The sequence below is a fragment of the Bacillus sp. SIMBA_154 genome (assembly GCF_046536015.1).
Lineage (GTDB): Bacteria > Bacillota > Bacilli > Bacillales > Bacillaceae > Bacillus > Bacillus pumilus_P.
The window spans coordinates 414,645-432,725 of sequence record NZ_JAWJBV010000002.1; the positions used below are offsets into that span (position 1 = coordinate 414,645).

General features: G+C 40.6%; 20 protein-coding genes and 2 riboswitches. Of the genes, 6 read left to right on the forward strand and 14 right to left on the reverse strand.

Going from position 1 to position 18,081, the window contains the following annotated elements; translation table 11 throughout:
• Positions 1–89: 89 nt before the first annotated feature.
• On the forward strand, positions 90–2,513 hold the full coding sequence (locus tag R0K30_RS05550; protein ID WP_099727460.1) for an EAL domain-containing protein: 2,424 nt from the start codon (positions 90–92) through the stop codon (positions 2,511–2,513).
• 31 nt (positions 2,514–2,544) lie between these two features.
• Here R0K30_RS05550 and R0K30_RS05555 read toward each other — a convergent pair whose 3' ends face one another.
• The 3 genes from R0K30_RS05555 to R0K30_RS05565 all read right to left on the reverse strand — a co-directional run bounded on the left by R0K30_RS05555 (position 2,545) and on the right by R0K30_RS05565 (position 3,726).
• Positions 2,545–3,009 (reverse strand): MarR family winged helix-turn-helix transcriptional regulator, encoded by a 465-nt coding sequence (locus R0K30_RS05555; RefSeq protein ID WP_095408317.1) that lies wholly within the window; start codon positions 3,007–3,009, stop codon positions 2,545–2,547.
• Positions 3,010–3,367: 358 nt separating this feature from the next.
• On the reverse strand, positions 3,368–3,532 hold the full coding sequence (locus R0K30_RS05560; RefSeq protein ID WP_099727461.1) for a stress protein: 165 nt from the start codon (positions 3,530–3,532) through the stop codon (positions 3,368–3,370).
• Positions 3,533–3,570: 38 nt separating this feature from the next.
• Positions 3,571–3,726: a hypothetical protein gene (locus R0K30_RS05565; protein WP_099727520.1), complete on the reverse strand. Its 156-nt coding sequence runs from the start codon at positions 3,724–3,726 to the stop codon at positions 3,571–3,573.
• Positions 3,727–3,918: 192 nt separating this feature from the next.
• Here R0K30_RS05565 and R0K30_RS05570 point away from each other — a divergent pair, with 192 nt between their 5' ends.
• Entirely contained in the window at positions 3,919–4,248 is a 330-nt protein-coding gene (locus R0K30_RS05570) for a MerR family transcriptional regulator (protein WP_008361347.1), read from the forward strand.
• Positions 4,249–4,281: 33 nt separating this feature from the next.
• Here R0K30_RS05570 and R0K30_RS05575 read toward each other — a convergent pair whose 3' ends face one another.
• From R0K30_RS05575 to R0K30_RS05605, 7 genes are all read right to left on the reverse strand, one after another.
• Positions 4,282–4,677, reverse strand: a complete 396-nt coding sequence (locus tag R0K30_RS05575) for a metal ABC transporter substrate-binding protein (RefSeq protein WP_099727462.1) — start codon at positions 4,675–4,677, stop codon at positions 4,282–4,284.
• Positions 4,678–4,778: 101 nt separating this feature from the next.
• On the reverse strand, positions 4,779–6,137 hold the full coding sequence (gene mgtE / locus R0K30_RS05580) for a magnesium transporter (RefSeq protein WP_230031140.1): 1,359 nt from the start codon (positions 6,135–6,137) through the stop codon (positions 4,779–4,781).
• Positions 6,138–6,345: 208 nt separating this feature from the next.
• Positions 6,346–6,510: riboswitch (M-box (ykoK) riboswitch) on the reverse strand.
• A gap of 132 nt (positions 6,511–6,642) precedes the next feature.
• Positions 6,643–6,783, reverse strand: a complete 141-nt coding sequence (locus R0K30_RS05585; RefSeq protein WP_003212346.1) for a hypothetical protein — start codon at positions 6,781–6,783, stop codon at positions 6,643–6,645.
• Positions 6,784–6,859: 76 nt separating this feature from the next.
• Entirely contained in the window at positions 6,860–7,378 is a 519-nt protein-coding gene (locus R0K30_RS05590; protein WP_410609525.1) for a PepSY domain-containing protein, read from the reverse strand.
• Between the two features lie 93 nt (positions 7,379–7,471).
• Positions 7,472–8,161: a PepSY domain-containing protein gene (locus tag R0K30_RS05595; RefSeq protein ID WP_410609527.1), complete on the reverse strand. Its 690-nt coding sequence runs from the start codon at positions 8,159–8,161 to the stop codon at positions 7,472–7,474.
• Positions 8,162–8,227: 66 nt separating this feature from the next.
• Entirely contained in the window at positions 8,228–9,577 is a 1,350-nt protein-coding gene (locus R0K30_RS05600) for a sensor histidine kinase (RefSeq protein ID WP_410609529.1), read from the reverse strand.
• Positions 9,578–9,580: 3 nt separating this feature from the next.
• Positions 9,581–10,267 (reverse strand): response regulator transcription factor, encoded by a 687-nt coding sequence (locus R0K30_RS05605; protein ID WP_099727467.1) that lies wholly within the window; start codon positions 10,265–10,267, stop codon positions 9,581–9,583.
• 457 nt (positions 10,268–10,724) lie between these two features.
• On the opposite strand from R0K30_RS05605, the gene R0K30_RS05610 reads away from it, so the two are divergent.
• The 3 genes from R0K30_RS05610 (at position 10,725) to guaD (ending at position 15,038) form a co-directional block, all read left to right on the forward strand.
• The gene (locus R0K30_RS05610; RefSeq protein ID WP_099727468.1) at positions 10,725–11,684 is read left to right on the forward strand and encodes a S8 family peptidase; all 960 of its coding nucleotides are present in this window, start codon (positions 10,725–10,727) and stop codon (positions 11,682–11,684) included.
• A gap of 112 nt (positions 11,685–11,796) precedes the next feature.
• A riboswitch (cobalamin riboswitch) is annotated at positions 11,797–11,988 on the forward strand.
• A gap of 152 nt (positions 11,989–12,140) precedes the next feature.
• Positions 12,141–14,429, forward strand: coding sequence for a 5-methyltetrahydropteroyltriglutamate--homocysteine S-methyltransferase (gene metE / locus R0K30_RS05615; RefSeq protein WP_230031135.1), 2,289 nt, complete (start codon positions 12,141–12,143; stop codon positions 14,427–14,429).
• A 138-nt stretch (positions 14,430–14,567) separates the two neighbouring features.
• A complete protein-coding gene (gene guaD / locus R0K30_RS05620) occupies positions 14,568–15,038 on the forward strand; it encodes a guanine deaminase (protein ID WP_230031134.1) in 471 nt (156 codons plus the stop codon).
• Positions 15,039–15,122: 84 nt separating this feature from the next.
• Here guaD and ohrB read toward each other — a convergent pair whose 3' ends face one another.
• Positions 15,123–15,539, reverse strand: a complete 417-nt coding sequence (gene ohrB / locus R0K30_RS05625) for an organic hydroperoxide resistance protein OhrB (RefSeq protein ID WP_099727471.1) — start codon at positions 15,537–15,539, stop codon at positions 15,123–15,125.
• A 161-nt stretch (positions 15,540–15,700) separates the two neighbouring features.
• Between ohrB and R0K30_RS05630 the strand changes: the two genes are divergently transcribed.
• Positions 15,701–16,147, forward strand: a complete 447-nt coding sequence (locus R0K30_RS05630) for a MarR family winged helix-turn-helix transcriptional regulator (protein ID WP_099727472.1) — start codon at positions 15,701–15,703, stop codon at positions 16,145–16,147.
• 32 nt (positions 16,148–16,179) lie between these two features.
• Here R0K30_RS05630 and R0K30_RS05635 read toward each other — a convergent pair whose 3' ends face one another.
• The 3 genes from R0K30_RS05635 to R0K30_RS05645 form a co-directional block, all read right to left on the reverse strand.
• On the reverse strand, positions 16,180–16,608 hold the full coding sequence (locus tag R0K30_RS05635) for an organic hydroperoxide resistance protein (protein ID WP_327925388.1): 429 nt from the start codon (positions 16,606–16,608) through the stop codon (positions 16,180–16,182).
• 182 nt (positions 16,609–16,790) lie between these two features.
• Positions 16,791–16,925: a phosphatase gene (locus R0K30_RS05640; protein ID WP_099727473.1), complete on the reverse strand. Its 135-nt coding sequence runs from the start codon at positions 16,923–16,925 to the stop codon at positions 16,791–16,793.
• Positions 16,915–18,051, reverse strand: a complete 1,137-nt coding sequence (locus R0K30_RS05645; RefSeq protein WP_410609534.1) for a response regulator aspartate phosphatase — start codon at positions 18,049–18,051, stop codon at positions 16,915–16,917. Before R0K30_RS05645 ends, R0K30_RS05640 begins: the two co-directional genes overlap by 11 nt.
• Between the last annotated feature and the right edge of the window lie 30 nt (positions 18,052–18,081).

Genomic DNA, 18,081 nt, shown 5'->3' on the forward strand with positions numbered 1-18,081 from the left:
TTTTTAAGTGAATGAAAAGTGAACACAAGGGACAATCGATCCGATATATTAAATATATGTCTGTTTTTGGATACAGGAGGTTTTCTCACATGACACATTTAACAGGAAGTTACAACGGATGGCTTGTCTTTCTGTCAGTCGCTGTCGCCGCTGTCGCCTCCTACTCAGCTCTTCATTTAGCCAGCCGAGTGATACAGTCAAGCGGCGCAAAGAAAAAGGGATGGCTGATCATTGGTGCAATGATCATGGGGATGGGGATATGGTCGATGCATTTTATCGGTATGACGGCATTTCACATGCATTCTGGCATCACATACGAAACCCCTTTACTGATTTTATCGATTTTGGCATCCTTTATCGGTTCTTTGATCGCTTTTTCGATTTGCATTCAGCAGCAGCTTTCCACAAGACGACTGCTGATTAGTTCAATCACTATGGGATCGGCTATTTGCAGCATGCATTATCTCGGAATGGAATCAATGGCCAATGTTTCAATTAGCTATGATCCAGTCCTCTTTTTCCTTTCGTTTTTCCTTGCTGCGCTAGCTTCTTACTTTTCGTTAAATCTCTTTTTTCGGCTCCATCGATCTGAGAAAAGACAGGAAGATCATCTGTTAAAAATAGCTGGCGCACTCGTGATGGGTTTTGCTATTGCTGGTATGCACTATACCGGAATGGCTGCTTCTACCATGTTTTTTCATTCAGAGGGACAGGTCGCTGCGGGTGGTTCTCTTGAAATGTCGCCATTCAGTCTATCCATTTTCATTGGTTTGATGACTCTTATTGTCCAAACGCTGATGATTTTCGGCGCTTTTATTGATCACCGAATCATGAAGCAGTCAGATAAGCTAAAGGAAAATGAGCAGCGATTCCAATCACTCATCAAACATAATATCGATGGCATTATCGTGTTATCTGTCGATCGAAAGGTACTTTCTGCTAATGACTCAGGTAAGCAAATTTTAAAAGTGTGCAATTCCTGGATTGGTGATGATGTCAGCCGATACGTGATGCCGACTGAGATGTGGGAAGAATTTATTTACCAATCAAAGAAGGCCATCACACGTGAAGCAGAACTGAAAGCAGCAGATCGTTTTTATTATTACCATGTCACTTACATACCTGTTCATGTCAACAATACACTTGACAGCATTTATCTTGTTTTAAAGGATTTAACGCAGCAGCGGATTGCAGAAAAAGAAATTCATGTGATGGCACATTATGATGCATTAACTGAGCTTCCTAATCGGCGTCACGGTATCAATCATTTAAATGATGTTTTATCCACTCAAGGAGAGACAAGGACATCAACGGCTGTTCTTTTTCTTGACCTGAATCGTTTTAAAATTATTAATGATGCACTTGGTCATAACATAGGGGACTTACTGCTCAAAGCCGCTGCAAACAGACTGACGCAATGTTTACCGGACAATGGCTTTATTGCTAGACTTGGCGGAGATGAATTTTTAATGATTTTCCCACACTTGGAGCATGATACATATAAAATTGAACAGCTTTCTAAAAATATCATCCGTCAATTTGAACGCCCTTTTTTCATCCAGAATCATCAGCTCATTACATCGATCAGTATTGGAATCGCCATCTCCCCGCAAAATGGCAAAGATGGGATGGAACTGATGAGAAAAGCCGATATGGCGATGTATTTATCCAAAAAACATAAGCAAAGCCGTTATGAGTTCTTCACCGAATCAATGGAAAAATCGAGTGAAGACAGGCTAAATCGAGAGCTGGAGTTAAGAGATGCCATTCAAAGAGAGCAGTTTGTGCTTCACTATCAGCCTCAAGTCAGTGCCAAAACAAGAAAAATGACAGGGGTTGAAGCTCTTTTAAGAATGAAAGCACCAGACGGCTCCTTAAAGTCACCTGAGGCTTTTATTGAACTAGCCGAGGAATCAGGCCTTATCATTGATATAGGTAGATGGGTCATTGATACCGCGTGTAAGCAGGCAAAAATTTGGTATGACAATGGTTTCAAGATTCCTGTGGCCGTCAATTTATCTGCTAAACAGTTCAATGCTGAGGACTTAATTGATTTGATCAAGCTGACACTGAAAAAATACGACCTTAAGCCGTCACTGCTCGAACTTGAAGTCACAGAAAGTATGACAATGGACAACATTAAGCAATCAAAACAGGTGCTTATGTCACTTAAGCAGCTTGGGGTTCGCATTAGTATTGATGATTTCGGTACAGGTCACAGCTCCTTAAGCTATTTAAAGGATTTGCCAATTCATAGACTAAAAATTGACAAATCCTTCATTGAGGATATTCTAAGTGATTCAAAGTCTGAACAGATCACAGGTGCCATTATAGCGATGGGCCACCAATTATCTCTCGAAGTCATTGCAGAAGGCGTTGAAACCTTCGCACAGGCGCAGCTGTTATCTGCGCAGGGCTGTGACGACTTACAAGGCTTTTATTATGCAAAACCCCTTCCAGCAAGCGATATTGAGAAATTCATCGCCTATCCTGCACATGAGCTGGACACATAAAAAAAGGTGCCAACGATGGCACCTTTTCGTTTTATCTAAATAATAAATGCTGACTGTGAATGCCCGCTTTTTTCAGCAGACTAATCAATTGCTCTTGTTCTTCACGCGTCAGACCAGAAAACGCCCGCGCAATACGAAGAGAATGGATCGGGTAAATCTTATCAAGATAACTGCGCCCTTTATCTGTTAAATGGGCATAAACCGACCGTTTGTCCTTTGGGTCCTGTTCTCTTTCAATGAAACCATTTCGTTCTAACTTGTCAATTACGTACGTGACATTCCCGCTGACAAGCAGGAGTCTTGAGCCGATTTGCTGAAGCTTTTGAGCACCTCTTGTGTACAGCAATTCAAGAACGGCAAATTCAGTTGGATTAAATCCATGCTCTTTGCTGTCTCTAATACTGTGTTCTGAAACGCTTTTAAATGCTCTTGCAAAAACCTTGTAAAGCGTCATTGAACGTTCTACTTCTTCTTCATTAAACGATAGTCTCATCACATATCTACCTCTTATAATATTTTTTTAACTTCAAGGCTTTCTTGCGGTGCAGTTGGAGCCTTTCGTAAAAAATAGAAGTACGTTTTGAAAACCCTTTCAACCACATAATTGACTCCATTCGTGTTATGTATAAGATTTCGATATAAACTTTTAAAATCCTTCTTATTTTTCACAATCATCTCGAAAAAAAGCTTTTTTAGCAAACCATCAAGTTACGACAAATTTTAACATAATCTGTAAAGACTCTATGTTTTCTTGCAACTAATTCGTCAAAATTCTACAAAATTCAATATTGAAATAATATTGAACACGCAAAAAAAGAACCCTCTATGTGACTTGCGCACATTTAAAGGGATTTTCACAGATTGCGCTCTGTTTTGTTGAAAAAGAAATGATACTCTTTTTTTAAGTCACTAATTGTCATGTTTTTGGCCGTGTCAGGGCTGTAAACCCCTAACGAACACAGCTGCTTCGTATAATAACGTCTTTCTTTCGCTAAAGCTTCTTTTAATATACGCCGCACCGAATATCCCCTCCTATCAATTGATATGGATCGGGTGCTTATGAAGACCTTTTATACAAATCATTTTGTACGGCTCTTAGAAGAGCATGTGCATTCTGACCCGCAGCCTGCATGAATTGCTCAAGCAATTCGTCCCTCTTCACATCTAAAGCGATGATTTCTTTTGCCATACGGATGATCTGTGTTTGCTCCATCATATGCTCCTCCTCCTATTTCAATTCACCATTATTATATGTGCTCGTGAGATGCTTTGCACGCTTAGTGTTAAGTTTCCTCCCATGATTTTTTCATTTTTTTCGTTTTTGTGTTATATTTTCTAACAAACGTTAGGTTTTTTTACTTGTCGTTCTATATAATATAAAGAAAAGACTTGCAGGGGTGAGTATATGACGCAGGAAGATGTATCTTATAAAGATAAAAAAGTCATTTCAATCGGGATTGTCAGTGAATTAACAGGGCTTTCTGTCAGGCAAATCCGATATTATGAGGAACGTAAACTCATCTACCCCCAGCGCTCAACAAGAGGCACGCGGAAATATTCTTTTTCTGATGTAGAACGTTTAATGGACATCGCCAATAAACGGGAAGATGGTGTGCAGACAGCCGAAATTTTAAAAGATATGAAGAAAAAAGAACAGGCGTTAAAAAGCGGGCAATTTAAGAAAAAAATGCTGGAAGGCCAGATCAACGCACACTTCCGGTACAAAAATCGATAAACAAAAAAGAATCGCTCTTTTGAACGATTCTTTTTATTTAGACGACGCTTCATCTCCTTCGACAACCCCTACAAAGTCAATGAGGACACCTCTTTCAGGATCTTCCTTTACCCGAAGGGCAAGTGCCTTTTTCTCTCCAGTTTGAGCATCTTTATAATTCGCATGAAAGACATGAATGCTTGCTTCTTCCAGCTGAAAGTCTTGATAGGAAAGCTTCTCAATGCCCCATTCTTTTTTTAATGTCAGAATATCATTCGGACTTGGGACCGCACCTTCGACATAGATGTTCTCCATTTTTCTTTTATTCCCTTCAGCGATCGCTTCAAGCATGTGCTCTGCAGCAACAAGCCGCCTGTCTTTCCCTTCGTCTTCCCTTTGACATGCACTAAGCAAAAGAATACACATCAAAATGAATAAGAACTTCTTCATGCTTCTCTCCCACCTTCTCCTTAAAATGTAAAGGATGAAAGCGCTATATGCAATCTTTATTCAAAAAAGACTGTAAAACGACACGTTTTACAGTCTTTTTGCTACATCAGTGTATGAAGGAACGCTGTGGCAATCCCAAAATAGATAAGCAGTGATAAAATATCATTCAATGTTGTAATCAGCGGTCCAGATGCAATAGCCGGGTCCACGTTTAATCTGTGTAAAATAATGGGCACGACAGTACCTGCCATTGTTCCAATAATGAGTGTCGCAAGGAGTGAGGAACCAACGACAAATCCTAAAATCATATTGCCCTGCCAAACCATCGCGACAACTGTAATAATGATTGAACAGACAATGCCAATGTAAATACTTGTTCTCAGCTCTCTAAAAATAAGGCGCATAATGGTTTTTTTCGTTAATTCTTCTTTTGAAAGCCCTCTAATGACGACTGCAAGAGACTGTGTACCAGTATTCCCTGTCATACCTGCAATCATCGGCATGAAGAAAGCAAGAGCAACAACTTGCTGAAGGGTATCTTCAAAATAATTTAATATACTGCCTGAAATCAGTCCAATAAATAATAGTAAAATCAGCCAAGGAAGACGGCGGTATGCCGCAACAAATGACGGCGTGTCAAACGTAATATCTTTACCAGAGGCAGCAAACTTCTCATAGTCTTCGCCCGCCTCTTGAATGACGACATCAATGATATCATCGACTGTGACAATTCCGACAAGGACATTGTTCTCTTCCACAACAGGAATGGCAAGAAAGTCATACCGTTCAATCAGCTTTGCGATTTCTTCCTGGTCTTGAAATGCTCCGACGGCAATGACTCTTGTAAACATGAGATCCTGCACTTTTTCATCCGGTTCACCTAAAATAAGATCACGGTATGAGAGGACACCTACAAGCTGTTTTTGATCATTGATCACATATAAGTAGTTGATCGATTCTGCAATTTCAGCAAAGCTTTTCAGCTTCACAACCGCATCCTGAACCGTATAATGCTGAGGTATCCATACATAACGGTTGGTCATGATTCGGCCTGCTGTCTCAGCAGGGTAATTCATGAGAAGCTGGACGGCCTTTGATTCCTCTGCTTCCATGTTTGATAAAAGCTGATCTTTTAGGTCATCATCCATTTCATCGAACAAGTTGGCTAAGTCATCATTATCCATTTTGTTTGTAACGAAGGCAGCTTTGTCTTTCCCTACTTTTTCAAGAACGATCTCTTGATATTCCCGCTCAAGCTCACCCATCATTTCCGTTACATCATCGACTGTTAAAAAACTGAGAAAGCGGCCGCGGTGTTTTTCTGGAAGCTCTTTAAATAAATAGGCCATATCATACGGCTGAAGCTCTTCCATAATGTTTTTAAATTCTTTGCGTTTGCCATCTCTTAATAAAATAATGATTCTTAAAATGAGTTCATCGTACGTAATGTTCTGTATCATTGCTGTTACCTCCCCAAGGTCAGGAGATACCCGGATCCCTTAGAATGTGCAGGGGTCAGGATCTCCTCTATCTGATGTCTCAATTTGATCTTTTGACATACTCTCTATGTGTCGCGAATCGGGATGATCCATCCCCACACCTCCTTTTCTTATAAAAAAGCACCTTCAACCGAATGAAGGCGCTTTGTAAGCATAGCAAAATAAACACTTGCTCCTTCAATCGTAGAGCTTTAGCACTGTATGGCATAGGATAAAATCCAGCTGCATTAAAAATCACCTTATGTCGATGATTTCTGTTGACCCATTGGCGTCTTTGGACATTTTTGGGCAGCAGCGTATCTCCATACAGGAGCCTCACCTAACGAAGTCTCATATTGTTAACACAATGAGATTACAGAAAAAGTGGAATGATGTCAATAAGCAAGATGCCAAGTCAACTCATGTATTCGCTTACTTTTCAAAAAAAAGAGCGATAGACAAGTTGACCATCGCCCTTTCATGTCTTTTATTCCTCTTCCGGCTGATTCATATCCTCTTGGGAGAGGAGATGAAAGGAATCATGCAAAAACAAAGCATATCCTTCTCCATCAGGGTGCGGAACATATTCCGCATGATCCATTGTCTGCTCTTCTTCTTTCTTCTTCATATTCTCTCGCCTCCTTTCCCGTAGTTTGTCCTAATGAAAAAACCTTACACATGAAAGTGTAAGGTTCGATCATTGCTTAATCATCCCATTCTTGCTTCAGGATTTTGCCTGTTTTAGCGGAAATCTCAAAATCAACTTCCTCGCCGCCTGGTGTAGTGATTTCAATTTCATAAATGTACACACCATTTTCTTTATCTAAATCTGAATCTGTGACTGAGCCTTTTACTTTTGCAAGGGCAATTTTTTCAGCCTGCTTTTTTGTGATTTTCACATTTTGTTTCTTTTCTTTCACTGGATCATTAAGCGCTTTTCCTGTTTTTGCATCGACATATACTTTATATTCAAAGCCGCCTTTTTTAATCTCGACCTCATACACCCATTTTCCTTTTTTACGCTCAAGGTCCACATCATCCACATAGCCTTTCACCACTTTTAGCGCTACTTTTTCAGCTTGTTTCTTTGAGACAAACGATGATTTCTTTTGCACCACTTGCTCTGCGTTTGCTGTTTGATTTGTATTTTGCGCTTGAAGTGTGAAACCACCTGCGACAAGAGTTCCTGTTAATGCTGTAGCTACTAGTACTTTTTTCATCATGTTCATTTCCTCCTCTGTTTGATTTCTCCTTTATCTTAATAAAACAAGATGATAAAGGAAGGAAAGAAACATGAGAATATCATGAGAAAAGGATTAGTTTTCATACGTAATGCCTTCAATGTCTCCTGTATACGCGTTCACAAGCACCTCTGCCTCTCTACCATCAGGCAAATCTAGCTCCACCTCAAACACGAGCATGCCGCTAAACGTTTCAAGATCTGCATCATCCACTGTCCCTCCGACTTCTTTTACGGCGATTTGAATGGCTTCTTCCACCGTTATTTTCGTCACCTTCTTTTCTTTAGATGTTGTTTTTTTCTTTTCTGCTTCTATCACCTTAAAGGTTTGTTTATCGACATCCACTTGATATAATTCTTTTTTTGATTGGATCGTAAAGATAAAACGATCTGACTTCTCTTTCTTTTGGATCACGGTTCCGTTCACTTTTTTAACGGCCGCTTCTTCTGCTTGCAGTGCAGCATTTTTTTCATTTGGCTTTTGATAGCTTTTTAACTGTTTGATTTCTTTCATTTGACCGTTTGCGGAAGATGCAATGATTTGATAAATGCCATTTGAATTTTCCAGCGTCAATGTATAGTCCTGTTTATGATTGATTAAATCAATATTTGTAATGGTTCCATTGTAGTCTTTTGCGATGATTTTTTTGATTTCGGCTTCACTTAATAATTTTTGATCAATGGTTTGAATCATAAGCATTGCAAAGGCCGCAAGAATGACGAGACATCCTGCGAGCGCAAGTACCATTTTCGTTTTTCTAGACATGCAGCGCCTCCTTCCTATTTCCTATTTTATAAGGAGGAAATGAGAAATCGATGAGAAAAGACCTATTTATTTCTGAAAAAGAATGGTCATGGTTGTCCCTTCGCCTATACGACTGTCTACCTTCAGTTCGGCCCCGTGCTCTTCAGCAATTTGCTTTGCAATTGAAAGGCCGAGTCCGGTTCCGCCCGTCTCACTGTTTCTCGCTTCATCCACACGGAAAAAGCGGTCAAAGATTTTCGGCAGATCCTCTTCTTTTATGCCAATTCCTTTATCAATGACTGAAATAAACGGCTTGACTCCTGCTCTCCCGCAGGTCACACCAACTGGCTCTGCACTATATTTAACCGCATTATCAATCAAGATGGTCAAAAGCTGTTTGATTTTCTCTTCGTCCCCCTCAGCGACGAGCGGCTGATCTGTTTGCACATCAGAGTCAATGGTTCGATTGGTTGCGACTTCAAGTGTATGACATACCTGCTTGCATAAATGACCAAGATCAACTGGCTTCATGTCCAAGTAAAGCGGCTGACCATTTTTCGCAAGTGTTAATAATTGATCTGTCAGCCTTTTCATTTTTTTCGCTTCATCATGAATCGCTTGAGATGATTCTTCTACAACCTCTGGACGTGTCTGTCCCCAGCGCTTTAATAAATGACTGTAGCTCAAAATGACGGTAATCGGTGTCTTCAATTCATGAGAGGCATCATGCAAGAATTGCTGCTCTTTCTCATAATGTTTCTCGAGTATTTCTGACATTTCATTAAAGGTTTGTCCCATTTGATACAATTCATCCTTTGAATCGCCTGCTAGTTTGATTCGCTTAAACGCCTTCTCTTTCATACTTGCCTTCATTGTATTGGTCATTCTACTAATAGGGCGGACGATTTGTTTGGTTAAAATGCGGCCTGCAAAATAGGAAAGCACAATAAATAAAACGCCTGCAGCGATTAAAATCATTTTTAATAACGCTAAATTCTCTTCCGTATTTTCAATTTCTTCATATACTTGTAGCGATACAATCTCGCCATTTGTCCAAATAACCGGAATCGCAGCGAACGCAATCATATGCTTGTTGTATTCTTTAATTTCTGCTGTCTGACCAGATTCATATGTAAAAGGCAGTGAACTAAACGTTGATTCCTTTGTGACAGTCAGCTTTGATTTACCCGTTTCTGTCACAACACGAATCATCCCATTTTGGGGCAAATAGGCTTTCAGCAGCTCCGAAGATGGAAGACCCTCTTCTTCTGATTTTTTCAAAGCAATGGCAATATTTTCAGCCACCTCAGACAGCCGGGACATATCTTTTTGCGTCAAAGTTATCGAAAAAATAAAATAAATGGCTGTATGAATCAGCAGCACCATTAAAAACAAAGACAACGACGTATAAAGCTGGATTTTATTTTTTAATCTCATTCTTTATCCTTTCATCACATAACCCACACCTCTCACTGTGTGAATCAGCTGTTTTTCAAATGGGTAGTCGACTTTTTTCCTTAAATAGCGAATATAGACATCCACCACGTTTGTGTCACCGAAGTAATCAAAGCCCCAAACGGCTGTTAAAAGCTGATCCCTTGTGAGCACTTGCTGCTGATGCTTTAGCAAGTGGACAAGCAGATCATATTCTCTCGGTGTGAGCTCAAGCATTTGCCCGCCCCTTTGTATGTCTCTTGTTTTCTCATTGACGGTCAGATCTGCTATGCTCAGCTCTGTCTCCTTTTCTTCTTGCGCATTTATATTGAATCTCAGCTGCGCACGAATTCGCGCTAATAATTCCTCTATGTCAAAAGGCTTTGTAATATAATCATTTGCCCCAAGATCAAGGCCGCTTACCTTATCAGGAACACTCCCTCTTGCTGTAATCAAAATAATGGGCGTGGCTGTATTTGTCTTTCGAACCCTTCTAAGCACCTCAAGGCCGCTTAATTCTGGCAGCATGACGTCAAGCAGCACTAAATCGAAGCTATCTTCTTCAAGAGCCTGGAGTCCGTTCATGCCTGTATCTTTGACTGTAACCTCATATCCTTCATATTCAAGTTCAAGTGACAGCACCCTTGCAATTTTCTTTTCATCTTCGATCACGAGTATCTTCCCTTTGTTCATCTCTATCTCTCCTATCTAAAAGGCAGGCTTGTCTTTCCATTATTATATGTTGCCTTTCACATTTGGAACAGTCACAATCTTCATATCTTATTTTTCATGAAAGAGGAATTTATTTTCGAACAAAAACATTTCATATATGCCTTCTTCTCTTTTCATCTCATCTATCGCTTGATTTCGATGTTTTTTTCAGTCTGCCCTTTTTAGTTCTTTCCACCCATTTTGCTCTGTACAGGTGCAAACACACTATGCAGCATTTCCTTCTTTTTCATATGATATCAAGAGTTTTCCTCAAAAGGTGACCTCTTTCGGCAAGAAGCGAGGAGAACTGCACATTTAATAATAGATTGATTATTTGAAAAATTATTACAATTGACCCTTTCCGATCAAAGGTTTGTTTTATACAATAACATTACGCAGCCTGAATCTACTTTGAAAACAAAATAAGGAGGGCTTTCTTATGAAAGGTGACATTCGCTTAATTCCGTATGAAGTAAAAGCCAATGTGATGGAAGCGAAAGAGACGCCGGAAAGTATTCAGGAGATTAAAGCACCCGAACTTTGGTCAAGTGGCTTCAAAGGAAAAGGCATAACCATTGCTGTCCTTGATACAGGTTGCGACACGGAGCATCCCGACTTAAAAGATCAGATTATCGGAGGAAAGAACTTTACCGATGATGATAACGGAGATGCGGATAATGTGAAAGACTACAACGGACATGGCACCCATGTAGCAGGAACGATTGCAGCAACGGATCAAAATGGCGGCATTTTAGGTGTTGCCCCTGAAGCCAAGCTGCTGATCGTGAAAGTCCTAGGCGGTGAAAATGGCAGCGGGAAATACGAATGGATCATTAATGGCATCAACTATGCCGCTGAGCAGAAGGCTGATATTATCTCCATGTCTCTCGGTGGTCCAAGCAATGAGCCAGCCCTGCAGGAAGCCATTCAAAATGCGGTGAAAAGCGGTGTGCTTGTTGTCTGCGCAGCAGGAAATGAAGGTGACGGGGACGAGCGTACGGAAGAGTTCTCCTATCCAGCTGCATACAATGAGGTGATTGCCGTCGGCTCTGTCTCCCTTGCAAGAGAATCCTCTGAATTTTCCAATGCCAATAAAGAAATCGACCTCGTCGCCCCAGGAGAAGACATTTTATCCACTCTCCCTAACCATAAATACGGCAGACTGACAGGTACTTCAATGGCTGCCCCTCACGTGAGCGGTGCACTGGCCATTATTAAAAATGCCGAGGAAGAAGCGTTCCAGCGCAAGCTGACAGAGCCTGAGGTCTATGCTCAGCTTGTGAGAAGAACCCTTCCGCTGAAACAATCGAAAACCCTTGTAGGGAACGGATTTTTATATTTAACTGCGCCTGAAGTACTTTTAGAAAAAACATTGGAAGCAGACCTTTTATCTCTATAACTTAAATATAGGTCCTGAGAATAGATCGAATTTTCTCAGGATTTTTTTAATTAAAATTATTCAAAATTTACTTTGACGAAATGAAGTGAACGTTATATAATCGAACACAATAAATTCATAGTTTGAGAGTCGGTAATTCGATGCCACGTCGAATTTTAATTGGGAAGACCGGTGAAAATCCGGCGCGGTCCCGCCACTGTAAGTGAGGAGAGCTTTTCTTTTTGATCCACTGTCATGAGGATGGGAAGGATGAAAAGCTTGTAGATTCACCAGCCAGGATACCAGCCGCTCTATCACATCAAACCCCCTACGGTTGATAGGAGATGTCGGAAAAGCGTCAGTTATGCTCACGCTTGATTTCGCACACACATTTTGTCTTTTTAAACCAGACATTTGCCCTCATCAATCTTGATCATGAGTGTAGATGTCTTTTTAAATTTAGAGGAGGAATTGGAATTGACAATTGTTAAAACAAGTAATCTAGGTTTTCCGCGAATTGGTTTAAACAGAGAATGGAAAAAAACACTTGAGTCTTATTGGAAGGGTCAAACGGACCGTGAAACCCTCTTAAGCACACTGGATGAACAATTTTTAACCGCCATTAAAACACAAATTGACCAACAAATTGATGTTGTTCCTTCTGGAGACTTCACCTTCTATGATCACGTGCTGGATACTGCTGTTATGTTCAATTGGATTCCAGAGCGCTTCCGCAGCTTGAAAGACCCGCTAGATACATACTTTGCGATGGCAAGAGGAACAAAAGATGCTGTCTCAAGTGAAATGACAAAATGGTTTAATACAAACTATCACTACATCGTTCCAGAATACGAAAAAAGCACCGAATTCAAACTCACACACAACAAACCGCTTGAAGCTTACGAAAAGGTAAAAAAGGCGTTTGGCGTTGAAACAAAACCTGTTGTACTTGGACTTTATACATTTGTCTCTCTCTCTAAAGGCTATGAAGCAAATGAAGTGAAAGAGATCGAGCAGCGTCTAGTGCCGCTTTATACTCAAGTTTTAAAAGAGCTTCAAGAAGCCGGCGTCAAATGGGTTCAAATTGATGAGCCTGCACTTGTCACCGCTTCAAGTGAAGACGTGACAGCAGTAAAAGAAATCTATCAAACAATCAAAGAAGCCGTACCTGCCTTAAACATTCTTCTTCAAACATACTTTGATTCAGTGGATGCCTATGAAGAGCTTGTCTCTTATCCTGTTGAAGCCATCGGTCTTGATTTTGTCCATGATCAAGGTCGCAACCTTGATCAAGTGAAGAAGCATGGCTTCCCGAAAGATAAAATTTTAGCAGCAGGCATCATTGATGGAAGAAATATTTGGAGATCAGATCTTGGCGAAAGATTATCATTTATTTCTGAAGTGATTGCTGACGTTCAACCGAAAGAAGTGTGGCTACAGCCCTCAAGCAGCTTGCTTCATGTGCCAGTTGCGAAACACCCAAGCGAACAGCTTGAAGAAAAACTATTAAACGGACTTTCTTATGCCACTGAAAAGCTGGCTGAATTAACACGATTAAAAGAAGGCTTAACAAAAGGAGCGGCTGCCATTGATGCAGACATCAATGAAGCAGCACAAGCGCTTCTTACCTTAAAGGAATTCGCGAAAGGAACAAATGCGGATCTAACAGCCGAACGCAACAATCTTTCATCTAAAGATTTTAAACGTCCAGTTGCCTTTGAAGAACGCCTTCGTATCCAAAACGAATCTCTTGAACTGCCGCTCCTGCCAACGACAACAATTGGCAGCTTCCCGCAGTCAGCTGAAGTGCGAAGTGCTCGTCAAAAATGGCGTAAAAACGAGTGGACAGATGCTGAATATGATGAATTTATTAAGAAAGAAACACAAAGATGGATTGATATTCAAGAAGAGATTGGCCTGGATGTTCTCGTTCATGGAGAATTTGAACGTACAGACATGGTTGAATACTTCGGTGAAAAGCTAGCCGGATTTGCCTTTACGAAATTTGCTTGGGTGCAATCCTATGGATCACGCTGCGTGAAGCCGCCAATCATTTATGGAGATGTAGAATTTACAGAGCCGATGACAGTGAAAGAAACGGTTTACGCACAAAGCTTAACTGAGAAAAAGGTCAAAGGAATGCTGACAGGACCTGTCACCATCTTAAACTGGTCTTTCCCAAGAACAGATATCTCCCGGAAAGACATTGCCTTCCAAATCGCATTCGCTTTGCGTAAAGAGGTAGAAGCGTTAGAAAAAGCAGGTATTGAGGTTATTCAAGTGGATGAGCCTGCGCTTAGAGAAGGTCTTCCGCTCAAAGAAAGTGATTGGGCAGAATATTTAAACTGGGCAGCCGAGTCCTTCCGTTTATCAACATCTTCTGTTCAAAATGAAACGCAAATTCATACACATATGTGCTACAGTAACTTCGAGGATATTGTCGATACCATCGAAGACCTTGATGCAGACGTGATCACGATTGAGCACTCACGCAGTCATGGCGGATTCCTTGATTATTTAGAAAAACATCCGTATCTGAAAGGACTTGGACTTGGGGTATATGACATCCATAGCCCGCGCGTTCCATCTGTTGAAGAAATGAGTAAAATCATTGATGATGCGCTGAACGTTTGTCCGACAGATCGCTTCTGGGTCAACCCTGACTGTGGTCTAAAAACAAGACAAGAGCCTGAAACCATTGCTGCTTTGAAAAATATGGTCACAGCTGCTGAAGTGGCTCGTAAAAAACTGGCGCAGCATGCATAATTGATTTCTCTCCCCTGCTGAACATGGCAGGGGTTTTTTATGCGCGTATTGTCCTGTTCGATCATCTACTAGGATGATTCCTTTTCTAGCATGATTCGTTTATACTAGAGAAGTCAGTCGAACAAAGGGAGGTAGACAATGAGTCACGAAGCTTTTTTACAACGCGCAATTGATCTTGCAGTAGAAGGAGTCAATAGTGGTACTGGCGGTCCTTTTGGAGCAGTCATTGTCAAGGATGGTCAGATTATTGCAGAGGGAAGCAACAATGTCACAACGAATAATGATCCAACTGCACATGCAGAAGTCACAGCCATTCGAAAGGCGTGCCAGGCTCTACATACATACCAATTAGAAGATTGTATTTTATATACAAGCTGTGAGCCTTGCCCGATGTGCCTCGGCGCTATTTACTGGGCTAGACCAAAAGCCGTGTATTTTGCAGCTGGACATCAGGATGCCGCGACTTCTGGTTTTGATGACTCGTTTATTTATGAAGAAATCAACAAAGAATACGAATCAAGAAACATTCCATTTTACCAGCTGACTCTTCAAAAAACCCTTGCACCGTTTGAAGCTTGGGAAACATACGACAAAAAGAAAGAATATTAAAAAAAGACACCTGCTGAGAGCAGGTGTCAGATCGTTGACAAAGGGCTAAAATGACCTTTATTTTAGCCCTTTGTCTTCTTTTCATTATTCAGCCACTTCAAGCTCCACTTCAATGTTCCCTCTTGTTGCTTTTGAATATGGACAGAATTGATGCGCAGCCTCGACAAGCTCTTTTGCTTTGTCATGGTCAAGGCCTTTAGCGGACACAATCAGCTTCACGCCAAGTTTAAAGCCGCCATCGCTTTCATCTTTTAAAAGACTAACATGTCCCTCTACTTCTGATTCAATTTCTACCCCTTGCTTCTTCGCTACTTGTTCAAGCGCTCCTCCGAAACAGGCCGCATAGCCTGCTGCAAATAATTGCTCTGGATTCGTGCCAGTCTCTCCATCTTTCTTTGCGTTTGGCATGACAATGTTATGATCAAGCACACCATCGTCTGAACGAACATGCCCAGCTCTTCCATGCTGCGCCTTTACTTTTGCTGTGAATAATGGTTTCATCTTCATCTCCTCCTTCTTCTATTTATACCTTTCACGTTCTATTCATTTCTCAAACATTTATCGCACATTGAGGAATTTTTCATTTTTAGTCTGTATTTATTTTAAAAAGGAAGAAAATCTTATACAATGATAAGTATGACAAAAAATAGTTGGTGACTGACATGACAAATGAATTCGAACATATGAAGCTGGAAAATCAGCTCTGTTTCTTGTTATATGCAAGTTCAAGAGAGATGACGAAGCAGTATAAACCGTTATTAGAAGAGTTAAACATCACCTACCCGCAATATTTGGCACTGCTTTTATTGTGGGAGCATGGGACGTTAAATGTGAAGACAATGGGCGAGCTTCTGTATTTAGACTCCGGTACACTCACCCCCATGCTCAAACGGATGGAGCAAAACGGACTCATCATCCGCGAGCGTTCAAAAGAGGATGAGCGATCTGTGCAAATTCGTTTAACTGAATATGGAGTACAGCTAAAAGAGAAGGCCACTGCGATTCCATTTCGTATGCTGTCTGGAACTGGCAGATCAGAAGAAGAGCTTAAAACATTGCGCGCCTCTTTACATGAGCTTTTGCAAAAATTAACACAACCAAAAGGCTGAGGGAACAATCCCTCAGCCTTTTATGATGTCAATTATTGTGCGACAGCCACTAGTTCTACTTCAATGTTTCCTTGAGTTGCTTTTGAATATGGACATACGCCGTGTGCTTTATGAACCAGTTCGTCTAATGCTGATTGCTCGATTCCAGTTCCTTTTACTTCTAATTTAACGCCTAGTTTGAAACCGCTATCTGAACTGTCTTTGACTAAGCTCACATGTGCCGTTACTTCACTTTCAAAACGGATGCGCTCTTGTCTCGCTACCATTTGAAGGGCAGAATCAAAACATGCAGAGTAGCCTGCTGCGAATAATTGCTCTGGATTTGTTGCTTTTTCAAGCTTTTTCGCTCTTGGTGTTCCAGGCATTGCCACATCATGCTCTAGTACTCCATCTGTTGAAACAACCTTTCCTTCTCTTCCTCCTACAGCTGATACCGTTGCAGTAAATAAAACGTCTGACATGAATATAACCCTCTTTCTCTTCATTAATATTTTCTACAATTTAATTGTACACAATCTAATTTCAAGAGTCAATGAAAAACACTCTTATTAAGCTTTCCTACAAGTTTCATTTTTATGAACATATCACGCTGGCTCATTTTTAAGGCAGTCAATCAATAAAAAAAGCCCTCTACATAGGGCTTTTAAATGGTGACATGCTGCGGATTCGGTTGTTCTAACGTGTGGTTTCTGTTATCCGGAGCGGCACTAGCTGATGCCACCCATAATGCCATGATCATGATGCTTGTACAGACGACTGTCCATTTTTTAAAATTCATATAAACAATCCCCTCTCTGAATATAGATTCGAGCATGTTCCGCTTCCCCATAGAACATGGAAGATTTTTCATAATCCTCTATTTCATTATAATACTTTGCGGTGTCTAATGCTAGCTCCTCTATATCGGGATATGCATAAGCAGACTCTAAAAAATGGAAAATTCGTTTAATATGCTCAGCGTCTTGTCTCAAGTACAACGCCTCTAGAAATATTGTCTTTTGAATATGAATGTCATCCTGCAGAGCTTCTGCTCGTTTCATACATTCTTCTCTGTAGTATAATGCTTCTTCGTTTTTACCTTGTTTGTATAATATCTGAGCGGCTGTATAAAGAGGATCTATCGATCGACGAAGATGATCGGATTGATTTTGATCAAATAATGAGATGGATTCTTTCATTAAGTCGAGTGCGCGGTTCAATTCACCCATTCTGTAATAGCTGTTGCCCATATTAAACAAAGAGGAAGCAATAAAACGCACATTCTGAAAGTCTCTTGATCTCGCAAGTGCTCTTTCGAGATGTGGTAATGCCTTTTCATGCCTTCTCATATCATCATAATTACCAGCTACAATAAATTCACACTGAATGGTACGAAGCGCATATAGTTCGTGCTGAATATAGACATCCAGCGCTAGTTTGGCATGGTGCATCGAAATATGTGTTTGTTTCATGTGATAATATATTTCTGACATTTTAAAATGATATTCCGCACGTTCAATATCGTCGAATACAAAAGAAAGCTTGTGCTCCGCCTTTTGATAAGACGATATGGCAGCAATGTATTGCCTCCGGCCGAATTCATACATGCCTCTGAAGAAATGATAGTAGTATTCAAGCATGCCTGTGACATGCGTTTGATGCTCATCTATTTCTTTCGAAAGCTCGGAAAAGTTGGCGCGAAGCTTTCCTTCCTTTAATGGCTTTAAATAATCGAGCATGACCTCATGCCTAAATTCCATTAAAGAAAAATAGAGAAGCAAATTCTGATCTTCTTCCATTGAATCAAGAGAGGTGCGAATTTCCTGCTTTAACTGTTCTGCTTGTTCTGAATCAAATCTGCGGATTAATTCATACCACTTGTTGATTTTCACTCCAATATCCGAAGAGGGAATGATTTTCGCCATACGTTGCCTTCTCCAATCTTCTCAAAATAT